The 22,728-nt window shown below is 43.1% G+C and carries 20 protein-coding genes, 1 tRNA gene and 3 rRNA genes; 14 read left to right on the top strand and 10 right to left on the bottom strand.

Translation table 11 applies throughout. The annotated features are described in order from the left end of the window. Positions 1-39 precede the first annotated feature (39 nt). The 5 genes from rrf to gmhB form a co-directional block, all read right to left on the bottom strand. Positions 40-155 (bottom strand): 5S ribosomal RNA (rrf, locus tag J5X96_RS01205). A 172-nt stretch (positions 156-327) separates the two neighbouring features. Then, positions 328-3,224: ribosomal RNA gene (locus J5X96_RS01200) — 23S ribosomal RNA — on the bottom strand. A 250-nt stretch (positions 3,225-3,474) separates the two neighbouring features. Continuing rightward, a tRNA-Glu gene (locus J5X96_RS01195) sits at positions 3,475-3,550 on the bottom strand. Between the two features lie 105 nt (positions 3,551-3,655). Beyond that, a 16S ribosomal RNA gene (locus J5X96_RS01190) occupies positions 3,656-5,195 on the bottom strand. Together the 16S, 23S and 5S rRNA genes with 1 tRNA gene alongside form the textbook arrangement of a ribosomal RNA operon. Before the next feature lie 282 nt (positions 5,196-5,477). Beyond that, positions 5,478-6,035 (bottom strand): D-glycero-beta-D-manno-heptose 1,7-bisphosphate 7-phosphatase, encoded by a 558-nt coding sequence (gene gmhB / locus J5X96_RS01185; protein WP_209363803.1) that lies wholly within the window; start codon positions 6,033-6,035, stop codon positions 5,478-5,480. A gap of 195 nt (positions 6,036-6,230) precedes the next feature. Here gmhB and metN point away from each other — a divergent pair, with 195 nt between their 5' ends. From metN to trmL, 4 genes are all read left to right on the top strand, one after another. Continuing rightward, on the top strand, positions 6,231-7,268 hold the full coding sequence (metN, locus tag J5X96_RS01180; RefSeq protein WP_209363801.1) for a methionine ABC transporter ATP-binding protein MetN: 1,038 nt from the start codon (positions 6,231-6,233) through the stop codon (positions 7,266-7,268). Beyond that, complete coding sequence (locus J5X96_RS01175; RefSeq protein ID WP_021616150.1) at positions 7,258-7,935, top strand: methionine ABC transporter permease; 678 nt, start codon at positions 7,258-7,260, stop codon at positions 7,933-7,935. The genes metN and J5X96_RS01175 overlap by 11 nt, the downstream gene beginning before the upstream one ends. A gap of 34 nt (positions 7,936-7,969) precedes the next feature. Next, a complete protein-coding gene (locus J5X96_RS01170; protein WP_209363800.1) occupies positions 7,970-8,794 on the top strand; it encodes a MetQ/NlpA family lipoprotein in 825 nt (274 codons plus the stop codon). Between the two features lie 210 nt (positions 8,795-9,004). Continuing rightward, positions 9,005-9,481 carry a tRNA (uridine(34)/cytosine(34)/5-carboxymethylaminomethyluridine(34)-2'-O)-methyltransferase TrmL gene (gene trmL, locus J5X96_RS01165; RefSeq protein WP_209363798.1) on the top strand — a complete coding sequence of 159 codons (477 nt, stop codon included), beginning with the start codon at positions 9,005-9,007 and terminating at the stop codon, positions 9,479-9,481. Between the two features lie 88 nt (positions 9,482-9,569). Here trmL and glpX read toward each other — a convergent pair whose 3' ends face one another. Then, positions 9,570-10,583, bottom strand: a complete 1,014-nt coding sequence (glpX, locus tag J5X96_RS01160) for a class II fructose-bisphosphatase (RefSeq protein ID WP_209363796.1) — start codon at positions 10,581-10,583, stop codon at positions 9,570-9,572. A gap of 391 nt (positions 10,584-10,974) precedes the next feature. Here glpX and J5X96_RS01155 point away from each other — a divergent pair, with 391 nt between their 5' ends. Together J5X96_RS01155 and clpB are read left to right on the top strand one after the other, a co-directional pair. Continuing rightward, positions 10,975-11,166 carry a hypothetical protein gene (locus tag J5X96_RS01155; RefSeq protein WP_209363794.1) on the top strand — a complete coding sequence of 64 codons (192 nt, stop codon included), beginning with the start codon at positions 10,975-10,977 and terminating at the stop codon, positions 11,164-11,166. A 666-nt stretch (positions 11,167-11,832) separates the two neighbouring features. After that, entirely contained in the window at positions 11,833-14,403 is a 2,571-nt protein-coding gene (gene clpB / locus J5X96_RS01150; protein ID WP_209363792.1) for an ATP-dependent chaperone ClpB, read from the top strand. 107 nt (positions 14,404-14,510) lie between these two features. On the opposite strand, the gene ruvX is transcribed toward clpB, so the two are convergent. From ruvX to metJ, 4 genes are all read right to left on the bottom strand, one after another. After that, positions 14,511-14,930, bottom strand: coding sequence for a Holliday junction resolvase RuvX (gene ruvX, locus J5X96_RS01145; RefSeq protein WP_209363790.1), 420 nt, complete (start codon positions 14,928-14,930; stop codon positions 14,511-14,513). Next, a complete protein-coding gene (locus J5X96_RS01140) occupies positions 14,930-15,490 on the bottom strand; it encodes a YqgE/AlgH family protein (protein WP_209363789.1) in 561 nt (186 codons plus the stop codon). Before J5X96_RS01140 ends, ruvX begins: the two co-directional genes overlap by 1 nt. Next, the gene (gene rsmE, locus J5X96_RS01135; protein WP_209363787.1) at positions 15,487-16,230 is read right to left on the bottom strand and encodes a 16S rRNA (uracil(1498)-N(3))-methyltransferase; all 744 of its coding nucleotides are present in this window, start codon (positions 16,228-16,230) and stop codon (positions 15,487-15,489) included. The genes J5X96_RS01140 and rsmE overlap by 4 nt, the downstream gene beginning before the upstream one ends. Before the next feature lie 71 nt (positions 16,231-16,301). Beyond that, a complete protein-coding gene (gene metJ / locus J5X96_RS01130; RefSeq protein WP_209363785.1) occupies positions 16,302-16,619 on the bottom strand; it encodes a met regulon transcriptional regulator MetJ in 318 nt (105 codons plus the stop codon). 317 nt (positions 16,620-16,936) lie between these two features. On the opposite strand from metJ, the gene zapB reads away from it, so the two are divergent. The 8 genes from zapB (at position 16,937) to atpF (ending at position 22,724) form a co-directional block, all read left to right on the top strand. Further along, the gene (zapB, locus tag J5X96_RS01125) at positions 16,937-17,155 is read left to right on the top strand and encodes a cell division protein ZapB (RefSeq protein WP_021616118.1); all 219 of its coding nucleotides are present in this window, start codon (positions 16,937-16,939) and stop codon (positions 17,153-17,155) included. 57 nt (positions 17,156-17,212) lie between these two features. Next, complete coding sequence (gene mioC / locus J5X96_RS01120; protein WP_209363783.1) at positions 17,213-17,656, top strand: FMN-binding protein MioC; 444 nt, start codon at positions 17,213-17,215, stop codon at positions 17,654-17,656. Positions 17,657-18,073: 417 nt separating this feature from the next. Beyond that, entirely contained in the window at positions 18,074-19,963 is a 1,890-nt protein-coding gene (gene mnmG, locus J5X96_RS01115; RefSeq protein ID WP_209363781.1) for a tRNA uridine-5-carboxymethylaminomethyl(34) synthesis enzyme MnmG, read from the top strand. Continuing rightward, positions 19,963-20,595, top strand: a complete 633-nt coding sequence (rsmG, locus tag J5X96_RS01110) for a 16S rRNA (guanine(527)-N(7))-methyltransferase RsmG (RefSeq protein ID WP_209363780.1) — start codon at positions 19,963-19,965, stop codon at positions 20,593-20,595. Before mnmG ends, rsmG begins: the two co-directional genes overlap by 1 nt. A 106-nt stretch (positions 20,596-20,701) precedes the next feature. After that, positions 20,702-21,076, top strand: a complete 375-nt coding sequence (locus J5X96_RS01105) for an ATP synthase subunit I (protein WP_209363778.1) — start codon at positions 20,702-20,704, stop codon at positions 21,074-21,076. A 27-nt stretch (positions 21,077-21,103) separates the two neighbouring features. After that, the gene (gene atpB, locus J5X96_RS01100; protein ID WP_021616113.1) at positions 21,104-21,892 is read left to right on the top strand and encodes a F0F1 ATP synthase subunit A; all 789 of its coding nucleotides are present in this window, start codon (positions 21,104-21,106) and stop codon (positions 21,890-21,892) included. A 57-nt stretch (positions 21,893-21,949) separates the two neighbouring features. Further along, positions 21,950-22,204 (top strand): F0F1 ATP synthase subunit C, encoded by a 255-nt coding sequence (gene atpE / locus J5X96_RS01095; protein ID WP_021616112.1) that lies wholly within the window; start codon positions 21,950-21,952, stop codon positions 22,202-22,204. A gap of 49 nt (positions 22,205-22,253) precedes the next feature. Then, on the top strand, positions 22,254-22,724 hold the full coding sequence (gene atpF, locus J5X96_RS01090; protein ID WP_021616111.1) for a F0F1 ATP synthase subunit B: 471 nt from the start codon (positions 22,254-22,256) through the stop codon (positions 22,722-22,724). Positions 22,725-22,728 lie beyond the last annotated feature (4 nt).

Genomic DNA, 22,728 nt, shown 5'->3' with positions numbered 1-22,728 from the left:
AAAAACCCCCGACGCTCTCACATCAGGGGTTAATATTAGGCTTGGCGGTGACCTACTCTCACATGGGAACATCCCACACTACCATCGGCATAACAGCGTTTCACTTCTGAGTTCGGTATGGAATCAGGTGGGTCCACCGCATTATCGCCGCCAAAAATCGGTCGATGATATTCTTCTCTTTCTCTCTTATCTCTTTCTTTTTATTTCTCTGTCTTCTTCAAACTAAAACAAGCTGACTCTCCACTTTCTCTTCTTCGTCTCGTCTCTTAACTGTTACCTTCTACTTCGCTCCATGCTCCAGGTCTCCCCAAAACACTTGAGCGTTGTATGGCTAAGCCTCTCGGGCAATTAGTATGCGTTAGCTCAATGTATCACTACACTTACACACCGCACCTATCTACGTCTTAGTCTTAAACAACCCTTACACACTTGATGTGTGGGAGAACTCATCTCTTGGCAAGTTTCGTGCTTAGATGCTTTCAGCACTTATCTCTTCCGCATGTAGCTACCCGGCAATGCGTCTGGCGACACAACCGGAACACCAGTGATGCGTCCACTCCGGTCCTCTCGTACTAGGAGCAGCCCCAATCAATTCTCCAACGCCCACGGCAGATAGGGACCGAACTGTCTCACGACGTTCTAAACCCAGCTCGCGTACCACTTTAAATGGCGAACAGCCATACCCTTGGGACCTACTTCAGCCCCAGGATGTGATGAGCCGACATCGAGGTGCCAAACACCGCCGTCGATATGAACTCTTGGGCGGTATCAGCCTGTTATCCCCGGAGTACCTTTTATCCGTTGAGCGATGGCCCTTCCATGCAGAACCACCGGATCACTATGACCTACTTTCGTACCTGCTCGACTTGTCTGTCTCGCAGTTAAGCTTGCTTATACCATTGCACTAACCTCACGATGTCCGACCGTGATTAGCAAACCTTCGTGCTCCTCCGTTACGCTTTGGGAGGAGACCGCCCCAGTCAAACTACCCACCAGACACTGTCCGAGACCACGTTTCGCAATCTTCGTTAGAACATCAAACGTTAAAGGGTGGTATTTCAAGGACGACTCCATAATCACTGGCGTGACTACTTCAAAGTCTCCCACCTATCCTACACATCAAAATTCAATGTTCAGTGTCAAGCTATAGTAAAGGTTCACGGGGTCTTTCCGTCTAGCCGCGGGTACACCGCATCTTCACGGCGATTTCAATTTCACTGAGTCTCGGGTGGAGACAGCCTGGCCATCATTATGCCATTCGTGCAGGTCGGAACTTACCCGACAAGGAATTTCGCTACCTTAGGACCGTTATAGTTACGGCCGCCGTTTACTGGGGCTTCGATCAGGAGCTTCTCTTTCGATTACACCATCAATTAACCTTCCAGCACCGGGCAGGCATCACACCCTATACGTCCACTTTCGTGTTTGCAGAGTGCTGTGTTTTTAATAAACAGTTGCAGCCAGCTGGTATCTTCGACCGGTTCAACCTTCGCCCGCAAGGGACTACAATCTACGCCGGCGCACCTTCTCCCGAAGTTACGGTGCTATTTTGCCTAGTTCCTTCACCCGAGTTCTCTCAAGCGCCTGAGTATTCTCTACCTGACCACCTGTGTCGGTTTTCAGTACGGTTTAGTAAAGCCTTTCGCTTAGTGGCTTTTCCTGGAAGTGTGGTATCAGTTACTTCAGCTCCGTAGAGCCTCGTCATCATCTCTCAGTGTTAAGGAAGTCCGGATTTGCCTAAACTTCCCACCTACCAACTTAAACGTACATATCCAACAGTACGCTAACCTAACCTGCTCCGTCCCCACATCGCAGCTTTACCAAGTACGGGAATATTAACCCGTTTCCCATCGACTACGCTTTTCAGCCTCGCCTTAGGGGCCGACTCACCCTGCCCCGATTAACGTTGGACAGGAACCCTTGGTCTTCCGGCGAACGGGTTTTTCACCCGTTTTATCGTTACTTATGTCAGCATTCGCACTTGTGATACGTCCAACAGCCCTCTCGAACCATCTTCATCCGCTTACACAACGCTCCCCTACCCAACAGACTTTCGTCTGATGCCGCAGCTTCGGTGCTATATTTGAGCCCCGTTACATCTTCCGCGCAGGCCGACTCGACTAGTGAGCTATTACGCTTTCTTTAAATGATGGCTGCTTCTAAGCCAACATCCTAGCTGTCTAAGCCTTCCCACTTCGTTTCCCACTTAATATAGACTTTGGGACCTTAGCTGGCGGTCTGGGTTGTTTCCCTCTCCACGACGGACGTTAGCACCCGCCGTGTGTCTCCTGAGTATCACTCTTCGGTATTCGTAGTTTGCATCGGGTTGGTAATCCGGGATGGACCCCTAGCCGAAACAGTGCTCTACCCCCGAAGGTGTCCGCTCAAGGCTCTACCTAAATAGATTTCGGGGAGAACCAGCTATCTCCCGGTTTGATTGGCCTTTCACCCCCAGCCACAAGTCATCCGCTAATTTTTCAACATTAGTCGGTTCGGTCCTCCAGTTAGTGTTACCCAACCTTCAACCTGCCCATGGCTAGATCACCGGGTTTCGGGTCTATACCTTGCAACTCAACGCCCAGTTAAGACTCGGTTTCCCTTCGGCTCCCCTATTCGGTTAACCTCGCTACAAAATATAAGTCGCTGACCCATTATACAAAAGGTACGCAGTCACCCTTGCGGGCTCCCACTGCTTGTACGTACAAGGTTTCAGGTTCTATTTCACTCCCCTCACCGGGGTTCTTTTCGCCTTTCCTTCACAGTACTGGTTCACTATCGGTCAATCAGGAGTATTTAGCCTTGGAGGATGGTCCCCCCATCTTCAAACAGGATATCACGTGTCCCGCCCTACTTCTCGTTAGCTTAGTACCACGACCTGGACTTCGAGTACGGGGCTATCACCCTGTGTCGCCAAGCTTCCCAGCTTGTTCCTCTGTCTCTATCGCTATCACTAACAGGCTCTTTCGCTTTCGCTCGCCGCTACTCACAAAATCTCGGTTGATTTCTTTTCCTCGGGGTACTTAGATGTTTCAGTTCTCCCGGTTCGCCTCACTTACCTATGAATTCAGTAAGTGATAGTAGATTCTTCATCTACTGGGTTTCCCCATTCGGACATCTTGGATTAAACGCCTCTTATCGACTCATCCAAGCTTTTCGCAGATTAGCACGTCCTTCTTCGCCTCTGATTGCCAAGGCATCCACCTTGTACGCTTTGTCACTTAGCCATACAACCTCAAGTATTCTTAGGATGAACAATCTGATGAAGATAAAATGGAATTTAAAGTTAAAATTCACTTTACATCATAGATTGATGCTAAAAACACGTTAGGTTTGTCAGCCGTAACAGTTAATTTATTCAGAATCATTGCCTTTTATCAATGACCCTTACTCAGACTTTCTTGAAAGTCTCGTTTTCAGCTTGTTTCCAGTTTGTTAAAGAACAGTTTATTAAGAAGACAAAAAATCATCTTTAAATGGCGTCCCCACGGGGATTCGAACCCCGGTTACCGCCGTGAAAGGGCGATGTCCTAGGCCTCTAGACGATGGGGACAACATGTAAAGATATTCTTCACATCTTGCTTTATTTGTTTATTCTTCTTTTGTTTACAATCATCAGCCAAACTGTGTGGACACTTAAAGTCAATTCTATCTTTGGTAAGGAGGTGATCCAACCGCAGGTTCCCCTACGGTTACCTTGTTACGACTTCACCCCAGTCATGAATCATACCGTGGTAAACGCCCTCCCGAAGGTTAAGCTATCTACTTCTGGTACAACCCACTCCCATGGTGTGACGGGCGGTGTGTACAAGGCCCGGGAACGTATTCACCGCGACATTCTGATTCGCGATTACTAGCGATTCCGACTTCATGGAGTCGAGTTGCAGACTCCAATCCGGACTTAGACGTACTTTCTGAGATTCACTCCACCTCGCGGCTTCGTCACCCTCTGTATACGCCATTGTAGCACGTGTGTAGCCCTACTCGTAAGGGCCATGATGACTTGACGTCATCCCCACCTTCCTCCGGTTTATCACCGGCAGTCTCCTTTGAGTTCCCGACCGAATCGCTGGCAACAAAGGATAAGGGTTGCGCTCGTTGCGGGACTTAACCCAACATTTCACAACACGAGCTGACGACAGCCATGCAGCACCTGTCTCATGGTTCCCGAAGGCACTCCCGTATCTCTACAAGATTCCATGGATGTCAAGAGTAGGTAAGGTTCTTCGCGTTGCATCGAATTAAACCACATGCTCCACCGCTTGTGCGGGCCCCCGTCAATTCATTTGAGTTTTAACCTTGCGGCCGTACTCCCCAGGCGGTCGATTTATCACGTTAGCTACGGGCACCAAGCTTAAAGCTCAATCCCCAAATCGACAGCGTTTACAGCGTGGACTACCAGGGTATCTAATCCTGTTTGCTCCCCACGCTTTCGCACATGAGCGTCAGTACATTCCCAAGGGGCTGCCTTCGCCTTCGGTATTCCTCCACATCTCTACGCATTTCACCGCTACACGTGGAATTCTACCCCTCCCTAAAGTACTCTAGCTACCCAGTCTGAAATGCAATTCCCAGGTTAAGCCCGGGGATTTCACACCTCACTTAAATAGCCGCCTGCGTGCCCTTTACGCCCAGTTATTCCGATTAACGCTCGCACCCTCCGTATTACCGCGGCTGCTGGCACGGAGTTAGCCGGTGCTTCTTCTGTGATTAACGTCAATTTGTTGCGCTATTAACACAACAACCTTCCTCGTCACCGAAAGAACTTTACAACCCGAAGGCCTTCTTCATTCACGCGGCATGGCTGCGTCAGGGTTGCCCCCATTGCGCAATATTCCCCACTGCTGCCTCCCGTAGGAGTCCGGGCCGTGTCTCAGTCCCGGTGTGGCTGGTCATCCTCTCAGACCAGCTAGAGATCGTCGGCTTGGTAGGCCTTTACCCCACCAACTACCTAATCCCACTTGGGCTCATCTCATGGCATGTGGCCTTGCGGTCCCACACTTTCATCTCTCGATTCTACGCGGTATTAGCGACAGTTTCCCGTCGTTATCCCCCTCCATAAGCCAGATTCCCAAGCATTACTCACCCGTCCGCCACTCGTCAGCAAGAAAGCAAGCTTTCTCCTGTTACCGTTCGACTTGCATGTGTTAAGCCTGCCGCCAGCGTTCAATCTGAGCCATGATCAAACTCTTCAATTCAAAAAGTTTAATCGCTCAATACTGCTGACTTAATTAATCATCTATATAAATAAACGAATCTTCGTAGCACTATTCAGTTCAATTTTAAAATTCTTTAATGATAAAAATGAATCTTCAAGTGCCCACACAGTTTGTCTGATTGATTGTTAAAGAACAAAAAACGACGCGCTGCTTAATGCTTTACAACGGCGCGTCGTTGTGGTGGCGTATTATAGGCATTTTTTATCACCACGCAACCCCTTTTTAGCTTTTTTTTCATTTTTTGTTTTGATTGGTTATTTTTTATAAATTTTGACTAATAATCAGACTAGGAATGTCTATAATTGAGTCTAATACGTAGTCTGCCATTTTTTCTCCCTCAGAAGTGATCGGTTTACCAGTTCGCACTAAAACGCGCGTTTTCACCCTAGCTCCCTTCCCGGCAAGCAAATCTTCCACTTTATCTCCAACCATAATAGATTTTGTCGGATCGATATTCAGCTCTTCTATTGCTTGTAGTAACATCCCCGATTTCGGCTTACGGCAGTCACAATCCTGTTTAAATTCGGCAAGTTTTGCCTCCGGATGATGCGGGCAGTAATAGATGCCATCCAAATCAACACCACGATCCGCCAACGACCAATCCATCCACTCCGTCAACTGCAAAAACTGTTCCTCGGTAAAAAGACCTCGTGCAATACCAGATTGATTTGTCACCAGAACCAACAAATAGCCCATCTCTTTCAGTTTTTTTAGCGCCTCAATACTTCCTTCAATAAAATGAAAATGATCAATGTCATGCACATAACCATAGTCAATATTCAACGTTCCGTCTCGATCTAAAAAAACCGCTTTCTTCATCTTTTTGTCCCATTTAAATATAAATTCGTACCGATTATCTTCTTTATTTTTATCTTGTGCAAACCTTCAACTTTTTTGTTCTAAGAGAAAGCAAATAATTATAAGAATGTCATGGATAGAGGTTGACATGGCATTCTAGACGTCTAGAATACAAAAATCTTTTTTTGATAAAAACGAAACCGCAAAAGGGCTTATATGATTAAGCTAAAGAATGTCAGCAAAATTTTCGACGTTTCAGGTAAAAAACTGACCGCACTTGATAATGTTTCCTTGGATATTCCGAAAGGACATATCTGTGGCGTTATCGGCGCATCCGGTGCAGGCAAAAGCACCCTGATTCGTTGCGTCAACCTATTGGAAAAACCCACTGTGGGTTCCGTCATCATTGATGGCAAAGATCTCACTCAACTTAGCGATGCTGAGCTGGTATTGGAACGCCGTAATATCGGCATGATTTTCCAACATTTCAATTTATTGAGCTCCCGCACTGTCTTCGGTAATGTCGCATTGCCTTTAGAACTAGAAGGCACACCGAAAGAAAAAATCGAAGCGAAAGTCAATGAATTACTCTCTTTGGTAGGCTTAAGCGACAAAAAAAATGTATATCCGTCTAATTTATCCGGCGGTCAAAAGCAACGCGTCGCCATTGCACGCGCACTAGCAAGCAATCCCAAAGTGTTATTATGCGACGAAGCGACTAGTGCGCTAGATCCGGCAACCACACACGCCATCTTAAAATTATTAAAAGAAATCAACCGCACTTTAGGGATCACGATTCTCTTAATTACCCACGAAATGGATGTTGTCAAACGCATTTGTGATTTAGTTGCCATCATCGATCACGGCAAACTTGTAGAACAAGGTTCAGTGAGCGACATTTTCTCCAATCCAAAAACAGAATTGGCCCAAGAATTTATTCGCTCTACCTTTAACATTAATCTGCCTGATGAATATCTAGAGAATCTATCACACACGCCAAAACACGCTAAGTCTTACCCGATTATCAAATTCGAGTTTACCGGACGCTCTGTGGATGCCCCATTGTTGTCCCAAGCCTCCAAAAAATTCGGTGTGGAATTAAGCATTTTAACCTCCCAAATTGAATATGCCGGTGGAGTGAAATTCGGTTTCACCGTAGCTGAAGTGGAAGGCGATGAAGATGCTATTACACAAACCAAAATCTATTTAATGGAAAATAACGTACGCGTTGAGGTATTAGGCTATGTGGAATGATTTTTTAACGGAACTTACGCCTCAAATGTGGCAAGCCGTGTGGGTTTCTACCTATGAAACCGTGTATATCAGCTTTGCATCTACCCTGTTAGCCGTGATCATCGGTTTACCTTTTGGTGTAGTAACCTTCCTCACCGGCAAAGGCGAAATTCTTCAAAACGCACGGTTAAATCTCATTTTAAACATTGTGATTAACATTGGACGCTCCATTCCCTTCATTATTTTGTTAATCATTTTGTTACCGTTTACCCGTTTCATTTTGAACACGACGCTGGGTACCACGGCAGCCATTATCCCATTAAGCATTTGCGCCATGCCATTTGTGGCACGTTTAACCGCTAATGCCTTAGTGGAAGTGCCAAAAGGCTTAACAGAAGCTGCAAAAGCGATGGGCGCGACAAACTGGCAAATCATCCGCAAATTCTATTTGCCGGAAGCACTGCCAACCTTAATTAACGGTATCACACTGACCTTAGTTACCCTAGTGGGCTATTCCGCCATGGCAGGCATTGTCGGCGGCGGTGGTTTAGGTAGCCTCGCCATTAACTACGGTGAATACCGCAACATGGTGTACGTTAAATGGGTCGCCACAATTATTATTGTCGTATTCGTCATGATTTCACAAAAACTTGGTGATGATTTCGCAAAACGCGTCGATCATCGTTAATTCACTTAGCATTAACATTAAAAGAGGATCTTTTATGAACTTAAAAAAATTACTCGGCGTAGCAACACTTGCCTCCGTATTTGCATTAACAGCGTGTAACGAAGAGAAAAAACCGGAAGCGACAGCAGAAGCACCGGCAAAAATTAAAGTCGGCGTGATGGCAGGCCCTGAGCACGAAGTGGCTGAAATTGCCGCGAAAGTCGCGAAAGAAAAATATAACTTAGACGTAGAATACGTTCTATTCAACGACTATGCCTTACCAAATACGGCGGTTTCTAAAGGCGATTTAGATGCGAACGCCATGCAACACAAACCGTATTTAGACAAAGATTCCCAAGCGAAAGGTTTAAACAACCTCGTTATCGTGGGCAACACCTTCGTTTATCCGTTAGCGGGTTACTCTAAAAAAATCAAAAGCGTAAATGAGTTACAAGATGGTGCGGTGGTTGCGGTACCAAACGACCCAAGTAACTTGGCACGCGCGTTAATCTTGTTAGAAAAACAAGGATTAATTAAATTAAAAGATCCGACCAACCTGTTCTCCACTTCAATGGATATTGTTGAAAATCCGAAACATTTACAAATCAAAGAAGTGGATACCTCTGTTGCAGCACGTGCGCTAGACGATGTGGATTTAGCCGTTGTGAATAACAACTATGCCGGTCAGGTTGGCTTAAATGCACAAGATCACGGCGTGTTCGTGGAAGATAAAGATTCTCCATATGTGAACATTATCGTGGCACGTACTGACAACAAAGATAGCAAAGCAGTACAAGATTTCGTGAAAGCTTACCAAACACCGGAAGTGGAACAAGAAGCGAAAAAACACTTTAAAGACGGCGTCGTAAAAGGCTGGTAATTTGAAGCCCCTATAAAAACACCGTAAAATGAAACCGCACTTTTAGGCCATAAAAAGCAAAGTGCGGTCATTTTTTTATAGGTTTTTCACGGAGGACATCAGAATAAAAATCCCTTTTTAACCATTGATAAGGATTTTTTATGAGCGCTTTTAGCCGGTCAGGTTTGCGCCTATAATAAATCGTCTATTGTTATACCAATCAGGAACACCATGTTAGATATTGTTTTATACGAACCGGAAATTCCACAAAACACCGGCAATATTATTCGTTTATGTGCCAACACCGGCTTTCGCCTACATTTAATCGAACCTCTAGGATTTACTTGGGACGACAAAAAATTACGACGCTCCGGATTGGATTACCACGAATTTGCCGACATCAAAAAGCACAAAACTTTCGAGGCATTTTTGCAAAGCGAGCAACCGAAGCGTTTGTTTGCCTTAACAACAAAAGGCACGCCTGCGCACAGTGAAGTGAAATTTGAATTGGGCGACTATTTAATGTTCGGCCCGGAAACCCGCGGCATTCCGATGGATATTTTAAACAGCATGCCGGCGGAACAAAAAATCCGTATTCCCATGACTGCCAACAGTCGCAGTATGAATCTTTCCAACTCGGTGGCCGTCACCGTGTATGAAGCGTGGCGCCAGCTGGGATATCAAGGTGCGGTGAATCTTGCTCGATAAGATGAATTAAAAATTGCGCTTGCAAAAGCACGATATTAAATGGGCTAAGTGCATTTCATCCCTGTCACTTAGCCCTTTTCTTTTGGAATTACGCGCCGATTAAACGGGAAAGTGCGGTGTCTTTTCGGTCTAAATAATGGGTCGATTGAATTCGACGAATGGTTCTAGATTTACCTCGAATCAACAACGTTTCCGTGGTGGCTAAATTGCCTTTACGGCGAATGCCTTTTAATAAATCACCATGAGTAATCCCGGTGGCAGCAAACACCAAATTGTCATCACGCACGAGCTGTTCCAGCTGCAGCACCGTATTGACTTGAACCCCCATTTCTTCACAACGACGAATTTCTTCTTGTGCCAATGCCTTATTTTCCGGCGTATCGCCTTTCACCTGATCACGCGGCAATAGACGGGATTGCATATCGCCCCCCAAGGCACGAATCGCAGCCGCTGCCACAACACCTTCCGGCGCACCACCAATGCCATAAACCATGTCAATTTCTGCTTCCGGCAAACAACATAACACCGAAGCCGCCACATCGCCATCAGGAATCGTAAATACGCGCACGCCCAGTTGATGCATTTTTTCAATCACCGTTTCATGACGAGGTTTATCTAAAATCATTACTGTTAAATCAGATAACAATTTACCTAGCTTCGACGCGACACGACGCAAATTTTGTTCAAGTGGCAAATTCAAATCCACAATGCCTTTGGCTTCCGGCCCCACCACCAATTTTTCCATATACATATCCGGCGCTTTCAAAAAGGTATTTTTGCCGCCTGCCGCCAACACGGAAATCGCATTAGACTGCCCCATCGCCGTCATGCGCGTGCCATCAATAGGATCGACCGCAATAGACACTAATTCGCCCATGCCTGAACCTACTTTTTCACCGATATATAACATCGGCGCGTGGTCAATTTCGCCTTCGCCAATCACGATTTCCGCATCCATATGAATCAAATTTAGCATATAACGCATGGCTTTTACGGCAGCATCATCAGCCGAATGTTTATCCCCACGCCCCAACCACGCAAATCCGGCAAGGGCGGCAACTTCGGTTACTCTCGAAAACTCAATGGCTAATGATCTATTCATGGCATAATCCTTAAAAATGAGAAATAAAAATCGGCTTATTCTAGCACCAAGCAAACGTTTGCTATAGCGAAAATCGTAAAAATATGCGTTAATATTGATGTTTACAAATTTGTATTTGCTGGCAAATTTAAAAAACGCACTTATACTTCACTTAAAGATCATACAATTTCTCTCGCTTTTTCAGTATGGCACCATTATTTAGTCGAAAGACCCCACCATGCTCTAAAGGGATTGAAACGTATATCTACTATAGAAAATATTGCAAACAGATAAAATTTCTATAGATTTAGCTTTAAGCACGGAGCAGTACAACTAAACACAAGCTGAAAAGCAAGATGAAGTTAAGAAAAATGATATGACAATTAAACAACCTTTTGAATAGGATGGATTTATGAAAAAAATAGCATTATTTATTATATGTTTTTCATTGGTTGCTTGTGGTGAAAAAGTTGCTCAAAAAAAAGAAGATGATGTAGTTAAACAACCATTTTCTTTAAGTGAAAAACCACAAACGGAAACTACTGAAAGTGACATTAAACAACCATTTTCTTTAAGTAGCGAACCGCAGACTAAATCTAAATAAATCATAAGGGCGATAATTATGAGCAGTGGTATTTTTACGCTAATAAATAACTTTATAGACAGACAAATGCACATTATTTAATGTTTTATCTAGCTGATAAAATTCAAACACCATTAAAAAGCGTTATATGGATGTGTGCTGGATTTGTAATTATTATCGCCTTTATTAAAAATTCAGGTGGAATTTTAACCTTAGTAGTGGAGCGGTTGAGGAATTATCCACGATCGGTAGTGATAGTTTAGTAGGTTTGCTGTTCTTAGACAATCAGTATTTAAGAATGTATAGGTTAGCTAATACTTTACGGGATAAAGGCAATGTATTTACAGGTGCGTAGGTTTTCTCGGAGTTATGTTGGTGTGGAGATTTTTTACTGTTTCTGTATTTTTATTGTTTAAAAATTTACAATGTTTTTGTTATTGGACTTTGCACAAATTTTTTTATTTTTCTTGATGTGTCGAAAGCCCTCGCCCTGTGCCAAAGGGATTCTCCATCAATCACCAAAGTGCGGTGCTTTTTTTAAATAAATTACACCTATCAAATTTCTACGAATGAATCAGCAAGACTAAATTTTTCATTTTTTCTCTTGAAATCCCTCAAAACGATCTTATTTAAATTTGGCGAACAAATGTTCAACAGAACATCCATGGAACGAAGAAGGAAATACTTATGAATATTGAAAAATTTACGACCAAATTCCAACAGGCCATTGCTGAAGCGCAATCTTTGGCGATTGGCAAGGATAATCAATTTATTGAACCGGTACATTTATTGAGTGCCTTGTTAAATCAACAAGACGGCTCAGTGGCGCCGATTCTAACCGCAAGCGGCGTGAACGTTGCCGTGTTGCGTAACGAACTCAACAATGAACTTGCCAAACTTCCGCAAGTCTCCGGCAATGGCGGTGATGTACAACTTTCCCGTCAGTTGCTTAACCTGTTGAATTTATGCGACAAATTAGCGCAACAACGGCAGGATAAATTTATTTCCTCCGAACTCTTTTTACTTGCTGCCTTGGAAGAAAAAGGCGCCGTCAGCGAGATACTGAAAAAGTGCGGTGCGAAAAAAGAACAAATTTTACAAGCCATCGATCATATTCGTGGAGGACAAAACGTGAATGATCAAAATGCGGAAGAAAGCCGCCAAGCCTTAGAAAAATATACTATCGACTTAACTGCCCGCGCGGAAAGCGGGAAATTGGATCCGGTGATTGGGCGTGATGAAGAAATCCGCCGCACCATTCAAGTGTTGCAACGCCGCACCAAAAACAACCCTGTGCTTATCGGTGAACCGGGCGTGGGTAAAACCGCCATTGTGGAAGGTTTGGCACAACGTATTGTGAACGGCGAAGTGCCGGAAGGTTTGAAAAATAAACGTGTGCTTTCCCTTGATATGGGTGCGTTAATCGCCGGGGCAAAATATCGCGGTGAATTTGAAGAACGCTTGAAAGCCGTGTTAAATGAACTCGCCAAAGAAGAAGGCCGTGTCATTTTATTTATTGATGAAATTCACACCATGGTCGGTGCGGGTAAAACCGATGGCGCCATGGATGCGGGCAACTTGTTAAAACCAAGTTTGGCACGCGGTGAATTGCACTGTGTGGGCGCGACTACGTTAGACGAATATCGCCAATACATTGAAAAAGACGCCGCACTTGAACGTCGTTTCCAAAAAGTGTTTGTGGATGAACCGAGCGTGGAAGATACCATTGCTATTTTACGTGGTTTAAAAGAGCGTTATGAAATCCACCACCATGTACAAATTACTGACCCGGCTATTGTGGCGGCGGCAACCTTGTCCCATCGTTACATTTCCGATCGTCAGTTGCCGGATAAAGCCATCGACTTAATCGATGAAGCGGCTTCCAGCATTCGGATGGAAATTGACTCCAAACCACAGCCGTTAGATCGCTTAGATCGCCGTATTATCCAACTCAAATTGGAACAACAGGCGTTACAAAAAGAAGATGACGATGCCAGCCGCAAACGCTTGGAAATGTTAGAAAAAGAATTGGCGGAAAAAGAACGGGAATATGCTGAATTAGAAGAGGTGTGGAAATCCGAAAAAGCGGCGCTTTCCGGTGCGCAACACATTAAAGCGGAATTGGAAAACGCCCGCACCCAAATGGAACAAGCCCGTCGTGCCGGTGATTTGAACAAAATGTCCGAATTGCAATACGGTAAAATTCCGGAATTGGAAAAACAATTAGCGGCAGCAGAAGGTGCGGAAGGAAAAGAAATGAGCCTGTTGCGTTATCGTGTGACTGACGAGGAAATTGCGGAAGTGCTTTCCCGCGCTACCGGCATTCCGGTCTCCAAAATGATGGAAGGCGAAAAAGAAAAACTCTTGCGCATGGAAGAAGAATTGCATAAACGCGTTATCGGGCAAAACGAAGCCGTGGACGCCGTGGCGAACGCCATTCGTCGTAGCCGTGCCGGTCTTTCCGATCCGAATCGTCCGATTGGCTCCTTCTTGTTCTTAGGGCCAACCGGTGTGGGTAAAACCGAATTGTGTAAAACCTTGGCAAAATTCCTATTCGACAGCGAAGATGCCATGGTGCGTATCGACATGTCCGAATTCATGGAAAAACACAGCGTGTCCCGTTTGGTCGGCGCACCTCCGGGTTATGTGGGCTATGAAGAAGGCGGTTATTTGACCGAGGCTGTACGTCGCCGTCCATATTCTGTAATTTTGCTCGACGAAGTGGAAAAAGCACACAATGATGTGTTCAACATCTTGTTGCAAGTGCTGGATGACGGCCGCTTAACCGATGGACAAGGCAGAACCGTGGATTTCCGCAATACGGTAGTGATCATGACCTCTAACTTGGGTTCCGATTTGATTCAAGGTAATCAAACCGAAAGCTACGATGAAATGAAAGCCTTGGTTATGTCCGTGGTGAGCCAACATTTCCGTCCGGAATTTATTAACCGAATTGACGAAACTGTGGTGTTCCATCCGTTGAATAAAGACAACATTCGCGCTATTGCGGAAATTCAGTTAAAACGCTTAATCAACCGCATGGAAAGCCGTGGCTATGTGTTGCACTTTACAGACAGCACCCTCAATTTCATTAGCGAAATCGGTTATGACCCAATTTACGGCGCACGTCCATTAAAACGTGCGATTCAACAAGAAATTGAGAACCCGTTAGCGCAACAAATCCTGTCCGGCAGTTTGTTACCGGAAAAACCGATTAGCGTGGATTACGTTGACGGCAAAATTGTGGCAAAACAATAAGCCCCAAATACGCTAAAAACAAAAGCCATTTAGTGAATGCTAAATGGCTTTTTTGTTATCTTATCAATCTAAAAGTGCGGTCGCTTTTTGATATGTTTTCAACGCAGTTATTCGCTATGTTGCTCAAACCAGCTTTCTAAAATTAAGCAGGCTGAAATGCCGTCCACTTTGCTTTTATTTAAAGCTCGATAACCGCCGCGGCTGAAAATTTCACTACGAGCTTCCGTGGTTGTGAGGCGTTCATCCTGTAATTCCACTGGTAAATTAAAGCGTCCGTTCAAGCGATTGGCAAATTTTTTGGCGCGTAAGGTCAGTTCTTGTTCGGTGCCATCCATATTCAGTGGCAGACCAACGACGATTCGTGCCGGCTGCCATTCTTTGATGACGTTACCGATAGCGTCCCAATCAGGAATGCCGTCTTGAGCTTTAAATGCCGGCAGTGACTGTGCCGTGCCGGTGATGCTTTGACCCACTGCACAGCCAATGCTTTTTGTGCCGAAATCAAAGGCTAAAACTGTAATGCCCATTAACAATGTCCTACTTGACCGACAAAATTATGCGTATCAATGCCAAGCAATTGATTGGCCGCCAACCAGCGCTGATCACATGGCAAATCAAACAAAATTTGTTCCGTCGCCGGCACAACCAGCCAAGAGTCATGGGCGATTTCTTGCTCCAACTGATTAGCTTCCCAACTGGCACAACCTAAAGCAACCAAATATTTCTCCGGTTCTTCAAAGGTGCCAAATGTATCTACCACATCGGCAGACGTTGTTAGCACAAGATTATCATTCACTTTATAACTGTGATTAAATACTTTTGGAACAGGTGTATGCAAAATGAAACCGCGATCAACGTTCACCGGTCCACCGGCAAGCACCAATTTATTGTTATAAGTGCGGTCGGTTACCATCATGAAATTCATTTTTGCACTCAGTTCTGCAATGGTTAAGTCGGTGGGCTGATTAATCACCAATCCCATAGACCCTTTTTCATTATGTTCACAAATATAAATGACTGTCCGATAAAAATAACTGTCCTCTAAATTTGGCATAGCAATGAGCAAATGATCTTGTAAATCCATCATAATGTTTCCCCCAAATCACCAAAACAGACTTGTAACGCGGTTATTGCTGCCATCGCGGCTGTTTCAGTGCGTAATACACGTTTTCCTAATAACACTTCCACAAAACCTTGTTGTTCGGTTTGTGCAATTTCTTGCGCTGATAAGCCACCTTCAGAACCAATTAGTAAGCGCACGCCGGCAGTGGGTATCATTGGCAATGTGCGAATAGAATGTGTTGCTCTCGGATGAAGATTTAATTTCAGTGCGCCATCTTGTTCGGCACACCATTGTTGTAATTTCATTAATGGGCGAATTTCCGGAATTTTATTCCGGCCGCATTGTTCACACGCCGCAATGGCGATTTTTTGCCATTGTTGGATTTTTTTATCCATACGATCACCGTCTAATTTCACGCCGCAACGTTCTGACCACAATGGCGTAATCACGTTCACGCCTAATTCGACGGATTTTTGAATGGTAAATTCCATGCGTTCACCACGCGAAATTACTTGCCCAAGATGAATAAACAATGGACTTTCCCGATCGTCAAATTGCTGGCTTAAAATTTCTACATCGACGCTTTTTTTACTCACCTGCGTAATCATCGCTTGGTATGTCTGGTTACTGCCATCAAAAAGTTCAAGGCGTTCACCGGGCTGCATACGCAAAACACGTCCCACATGGTTGGCACCGTCTTCAGACAAAGTGCAAAAAGTGAGATGATTCAACGATGTAGGATGATAAATTCTAGGTACTCGCATAATAGAACATTAACTAAAAATCATGGTTCTATCATAACAGAAAAGAAGAGGGCAAAGAGAGAAATGAGAAATTAATATTCCCATTTGGTCGGATCAATACCTAACTCACGCATAATCACTTTCGCTTCTTCAGGAATTTCATCGCTGCGCTCTTTGAGCAAATCTTCATCTGTTGGCAAAGGCTGACCAGTAAAGGCGTGCAAAAAAGCTTCACAAAGCAATTCACTGTTTGTTGCGTGGCGTAAATTACGAATTTGGCGACGAGTGCGTTCATTTGTCAAAATTTCAAGCACTTTAATTGGAATGGAAACCGTAATTTTTTTCACTTGTTCGCTTTTTTTGCCATGTTCTGCATAAGGGCTAATGTATTGTCCGTTCCAATTCGCCATAATTGATTCCTGAAATAACCTTAGTAATTGTCTCAATATTCTAATAAAAAAGAATAAAAATAACAATCTAGCCGTGAAGACTGCTAGATTTCCATGGATGCGTCTGCCCTAGACAGACTGACCTCTTCATCAACTCAAAAGTGCGGTCAGTTTTCTCAAGGTTTTTTCTGCTTCATGGCGAATTTTTAAGAAAATTTCTTTTACGGAGGACGACTAACCCCCATGAATTAACAGATAATGCGATTCTTTGCTTTAATAAAATCAATTAAGTCGGTAGAATACCTCTACTTTTTATCCATTTTTTAGAGGAAATCACTATGTCATTAGAAGTTTTAGATCAGTTAGAAAACAAAATTAAACAAGCCGTTGAAACCATTCAACTCCTTCAACTCGAAGTGGATGAATTAAAAGAAAAAAACGGCAGATCACAACAAGAAAACGATGCGTTACGCAGTGAAAACGAACAATTAAGAAGCGAACATCAAAATATTCAAGAACGTTTACGCTCACTTTTAGGCATCACTGACAGTATCTAATGATTCTTTATTAAACCAAGGCTTAGTTAATCTAAGCCTTCTTTTTTGGGAGAAAAAATGCAACCTCACATTTGCTTAATCACCGGCAGCACTTTAGGCGGTGCCGAATATCTTGCCGAACACATAGAAAGCCGATTACAACAACAGGGTTTCAGTACTGAATTGCACCACGGCCCGGCATTAAATGATGTAATCAATGAAAAATTATGGCTAGTGGTGACTTCCACCCATGGCGCAGGAGAATTACCGGATAATCTAAAACCATTATTTGAAGCTCTGGATGCAAGTGATAACGACCTTTCCCACTTAAGATTTGCGGTGATCGGTTTAGGAAATTCTGATTACGATACCTTTTGCTTTGCCGTGGACAAAGTAGAACAAAGTTTGTTGGCAAAAAGTGCGGTCAAAATAACCGATGCTTTACGCATTGATGTCTTAACAGAATCTGATCAAGAACAGTGCGCAGAAGACTGGTTACCTAATTTTACGCATAATATTTAATCAATAAAAAAGCAAACAGCATGTGGATAACTTCATTGATTATTGTTAAAAATCTGTTTTTATGTGATGAATAAATTCTGATGCTAATCAACCTGTGGATAAATAAGGAAGTTATACACAAGAATTAACGGTATCGATCGGGAAGATCTTAACACGTTTGAAAATGATCTATGTCTTTCATTTACAACGTAAAAACGATCTTATTCAACGGTTTTGATGATCCTTATAATAGTAATAATAAAAGATCTCTATATAAAGATCTTATTTTTTATTAGCGAAGATCCTTCTCCCGATCCCGCTTTTTTCTTTCACTGAAACGCATCTTTTAACCACCTAAGATTTTCAGTAAAATAGCGACCAATTTTTTCAAGGATCAACAGATCCGTACCTCATTTAAAATAGAGATCATTCATAATCATGTTTTACACTGAAACCTATGATGTCATCGTGATCGGTGGCGGTCATGCAGGAACAGAAGCCGCATTGGCACCTGCACGTATGGGATTAAAAACCCTATTACTTACTCATAATGTAGATACGCTCGGACAAATGTCTTGCAACCCGGCGATTGGGGGCATTGGCAAAGGGCATTTAGTAAAAGAAGTGGATGCCATGGGCGGATTAATGGCGCATGCCGCCGATAAAGCCGGTATTCAATTTCGTACATTAAACAGCAGTAAAGGCCCGGCCGTACGCGCAACGCGTGCGCAAGCGGATCGTGTGTTATATCGTCAAGCCGTTAGAATCGCCCTTGAAAATCAACCGAATTTAGATATTTTCCAACAAGAAGCCACGGATATTTTGATCGAACAAGATCGTGTAACCGGTGTTACAACGAAAATGGGGCTTACGTTTCATGCAAAATCTGTGATCTTAACCGCCGGCACCTTCTTAGCCGGTAAGATCCATATTGGTTTACAAAATTATGAAGGGGGACGTGCAGGTGATCCGGCTTCGATAACCCTCTCTCATCGTTTAAGAGATCTTGGTTTACGTGTGGATCGCTTAAAAACCGGAACACCACCGCGTATTGATGCACGTACGATCAATTTTGAAGTCTTAGCTAAACAACATGGCGATGCAGTATTGCCGGTGTTCTCTTTTATGGGATCCGTTTCTGATCACCCGCAACAAATTCCTTGTTATATCACCCACACCAATGAAAAAACCCATGAAGTGATCCGTAATAACTTGGATCGTAGCCCGATGTATACCGGTGTCATTGAAGGGATCGGGCCGCGTTATTGTCCATCGATCGAAGATAAAGTAATGCGCTTTGCGGATCGTAATTCGCACCAAATTTATTTAGAGCCGGAAGGCTTGACCAGCAATGAAGTGTATCCGAATGGGATTTCAACCAGTTTACCTTTTGACGTGCAAATAGGTATCGTCAATTCCATGAAAGGGTTGGAAAATGCCCGCATTGTGAAACCGGGTTATGCCATTGAATATGATTATTTTGATCCCCGTGATTTAAAACCCACCTTAGAAACCAAATTCATTCAAGGTTTATTCTTTGCCGGTCAAATTAATGGTACAACCGGTTATGAAGAAGCAGCAGCACAAGGCTTATTGGCTGGGATTAATGCAGGTCTTTATGTACAAGAGAAAGAAGCCTGGTTTCCGCGCCGTGATCAGGCTTACACCGGTGTGTTGGTGGATGACCTTTGTACATTAGGAACAAAAGAACCCTATCGCGTATTTACCTCTCGTGCGGAATACCGTTTGTTATTGCGTGAAGATAATGCCGATATTCGTTTAACGCCAATTGCCCATGAATTAGGGTTAATTGATGACGCACGCTGGGCTCGTTTTAACCAAAAAATGGAAAATATCGAGCAAGAGCGTCAACGCTTACGCAGTATTTGGTTGCATCCACGTTCTGAATACCTAGAAGAAGCCAATAAAGTATTGAATAGTCCATTAGTGCGTGAAGCCAGTGGTGAAGATTTATTACGCCGTCCGGAAATGACTTACGATATTTTGACTTCCTTAACGCCATATCAACCGGCAATGGAAGATAAAGAAGCGGTAGAACAAGTAGAAATCGCCATTAAATATCAAGGCTATATTGAGCATCAACAAGAAGAAATCGAAAAACAAAAACGCCACGAAAATACAGCTATTCCGGCTCACTTTGATTACAGCAAAGTTTCCGGTTTATCTAACGAAGTGCGGGCAAAATTGGAACAACATCGTCCGGTCTCTATCGGACAAGCGAGCCGTATTTCCGGTATTACGCCGGCAGCGATTTCCATCATTCTGGTGAATTTGAAAAAGCAAGGCATGCTAAAACGTGGTGAATAATGACTAATTTAGACATTCAGTTGGCGGATAAGCTAAAAACATTGTTAAAACAGACCGCACTTTCTGTGACAGAACAACAGCAACAACAGTTAGTGAAGCTGGTTTTGCTGTTGAATAAATGGAACAAGGCTTATAACCTAACGTCTGTGCGTGATCCACAGGAAATGGTGGTTAAACATATTTTAGACAGTCTTGTGGTAAGCCCTTATTTACAAGGTGATCGTTTTATTGATGTCGGCACCGGCCCGGGCTTGCCCGGCTTGCCTTTAGCTATCATTAATCCGCAAAAACACTTTGTTTTGTTAGATAGCTTGGGTAAACGGATCAGCTTTATTCGCAATGCGGTACGTGAGTTAGAGCTTACCAATGTTGAAGCAGTGTTGAGCCGCGCGGAAGAATATCAACCCGATCATCAATTTGACGGGGTATTAAGTCGTGCTTTTGCCTCGTTAAAGGAGATGACCGACTGGTGCCATCATTTACCGAAAAAAGAGGGGCATTTTTATGCCTTAAAAGGCCTCTATCACAATGAGGAAGTTCAAGCCTTGGAGGGGAAATTTATGGTTAAAGAGGTGATTAAACTCCATGTTCCTGAGCTTGTAGGTGAACGACATTTAATCATTCTGCATTAAATTTCTAAAAGTGTGATTTATTTAACAGTTTTTCCCTTTTTTTAAGTTGAATCTCTCTGTGCTAAATGTATAATTAGCCAGTTTTTGCATACTAAAAAATAATGTGATGTCTAGGGTTTTAACGCAAGCGAAGCATTGTTACCAAAAATCAATATGGATTGAAATGGGGATTTTACTCATTATCGGTGCGTTAATCTCACTTTGGCAGTGGAAAAGTGCGGTTGATTTCTGTCTTGGATTTTTCTGTGCTTTTCTGCCTTTTTGTGCTTTTGTGTATCTTATTTTTTATCGTAAACAGCATTTATCAACAAAATTGACCGCGCTTTATCGTGGGGAAGCGGTAAAGTTTGCATTAACGATACTATGTATTATTGCTGCGTTTAAAGGATTTCATGTAAGTGAATTCATTTTATTTTTTGCAGGTTTTTTCATGGCATTAGTGTTGAACAATGTCGTTCCATTTTTGCTGAACAGGTCTTAATTTTAAGTTCTATATAAAGGGTCAACTATGTCCGGACAAACAACCTCTGAGTATATCGGCCACCATTTGTCTTTTTTAAAGACCGGTGAGGGTTTTTGGCATATTCATGTCGATACGCTGTTTTTCTCTATCGTATCAGCCATTATTTTCCTTTTCGTTTTTTCACGTGTTGCGAAAAAAGCGACACCGGGCGTACCAAGCAAAATGCAATGTTTGGTCGAAATTTTAGTAGAATGGGTCAATGGTATCGTAAAAGAAAACTTTCATGGCCCACGTAATGTTGTTGCACCGCTAGCATTAACCATTTTTTGTTGGGTATTCATTATGAATGCCATCGACTTAATCCCAGTCGATTTTCTTCCACAATTCGCAGGTTTGTTCGGTATTCACTATTTGAGAGCTGTGCCAACAGCAGATATTAGTGCAACGCTCGGCATGTCAATCTGTGTCTTTTTCTTAATTCTTTTCTATACAGTAAAATCTAAAGGTTTTGGTGGATTGGTTAAGGAATATACTTTACACCCATTTAATCACTGGGCGTTTATTCCGGTTAACTTTATTCTTGAAACCGTTACTTTACTGGCTAAACCAATTTCTCTCGCATTCCGTTTATTCGGTAATATGTATGCAGGGGAATTAATCTTTATTCTCATTGCTGTGATGTATTCTGCCAATATGGCAATTGCGGCATTGGGGATTCCATTACACCTTGTTTGGGCGATTTTCCATATTTTGGTTATTACGCTACAAGCATTCATCTTTATGATGTTGACGGTGGTTTACTTAAGTATCGCTTATAACAAAGCAGATCATTAATTTTATTTTTTTATTAACCGGCTCTAGGGCTAAACTTAACTTCTATTGGAGAACATTATGGAAACTGTAATTACAGCTACAATTATCGGTGCATCAATCCTTCTTGCATTCGCAGCATTAGGTACAGCTATCGGCTTTGCGATTTTAGGCGGTAAATTCTTAGAATCTTCCGCTCGCCAACCTGAGCTTGCTTCTAGCTTGCAAACAAGAATGTTTATCGTTGCAGGTTTATTGGATGCGATTGCGATGATTGCTGTTGGTATTTCTTTACTTTTCATTTTCGCAAACCCATTCATCGGTTTATTACAATAATCACCTTATTTGCTTATCAACGTAAAACAAGCAGATTAAGGAGGACGTTGTGAATCTAAATGCAACATTGATTGGTCAACTGATTGCGTTTGCAATTTTCGTGTGGTTCTGCATGAAATTTGTTTGGCCACCAATTATTAGTGCAATTGAAAAACGTCAAAGCCAAATTGCGAATGCTTTAGCTTCTGCTGAAGCGGCTAAAAAAGAACAAGCAGATACTAAAATGCTTGTTGAAAAGGAAATTTCTGAAGCGAAAATTCAAGCGCAAGAAATTTTAGATTTAGCCAATAAACGTCGCAATGAAGTTTTAGACGAAGTGAAGGCAGAAGCCGAAGAACTTAAAGCGAAAATCATTGAACAAGGCTATGCTGAGGTTGAAGCTGAACGTAAACGTGTTCAAGAAGAATTACGTGTAAAAGTTGCGTCTTTGGCCATTGCAGGTGCTGAAAAAATTGTTGGACGTACTGTGGATGAAGCAGCCAACAATGACATTATTGATAAATTAGTTGCAGAACTATAAGAAG

This window comes from Aggregatibacter sp. 2125159857, from assembly GCF_017798005.1.
In the GTDB taxonomy this organism is placed as follows: Bacteria; Pseudomonadota; Gammaproteobacteria; order Enterobacterales; family Pasteurellaceae; genus Aggregatibacter.
This window is presented reverse-complemented; position numbering and strand designations above follow the sequence as displayed.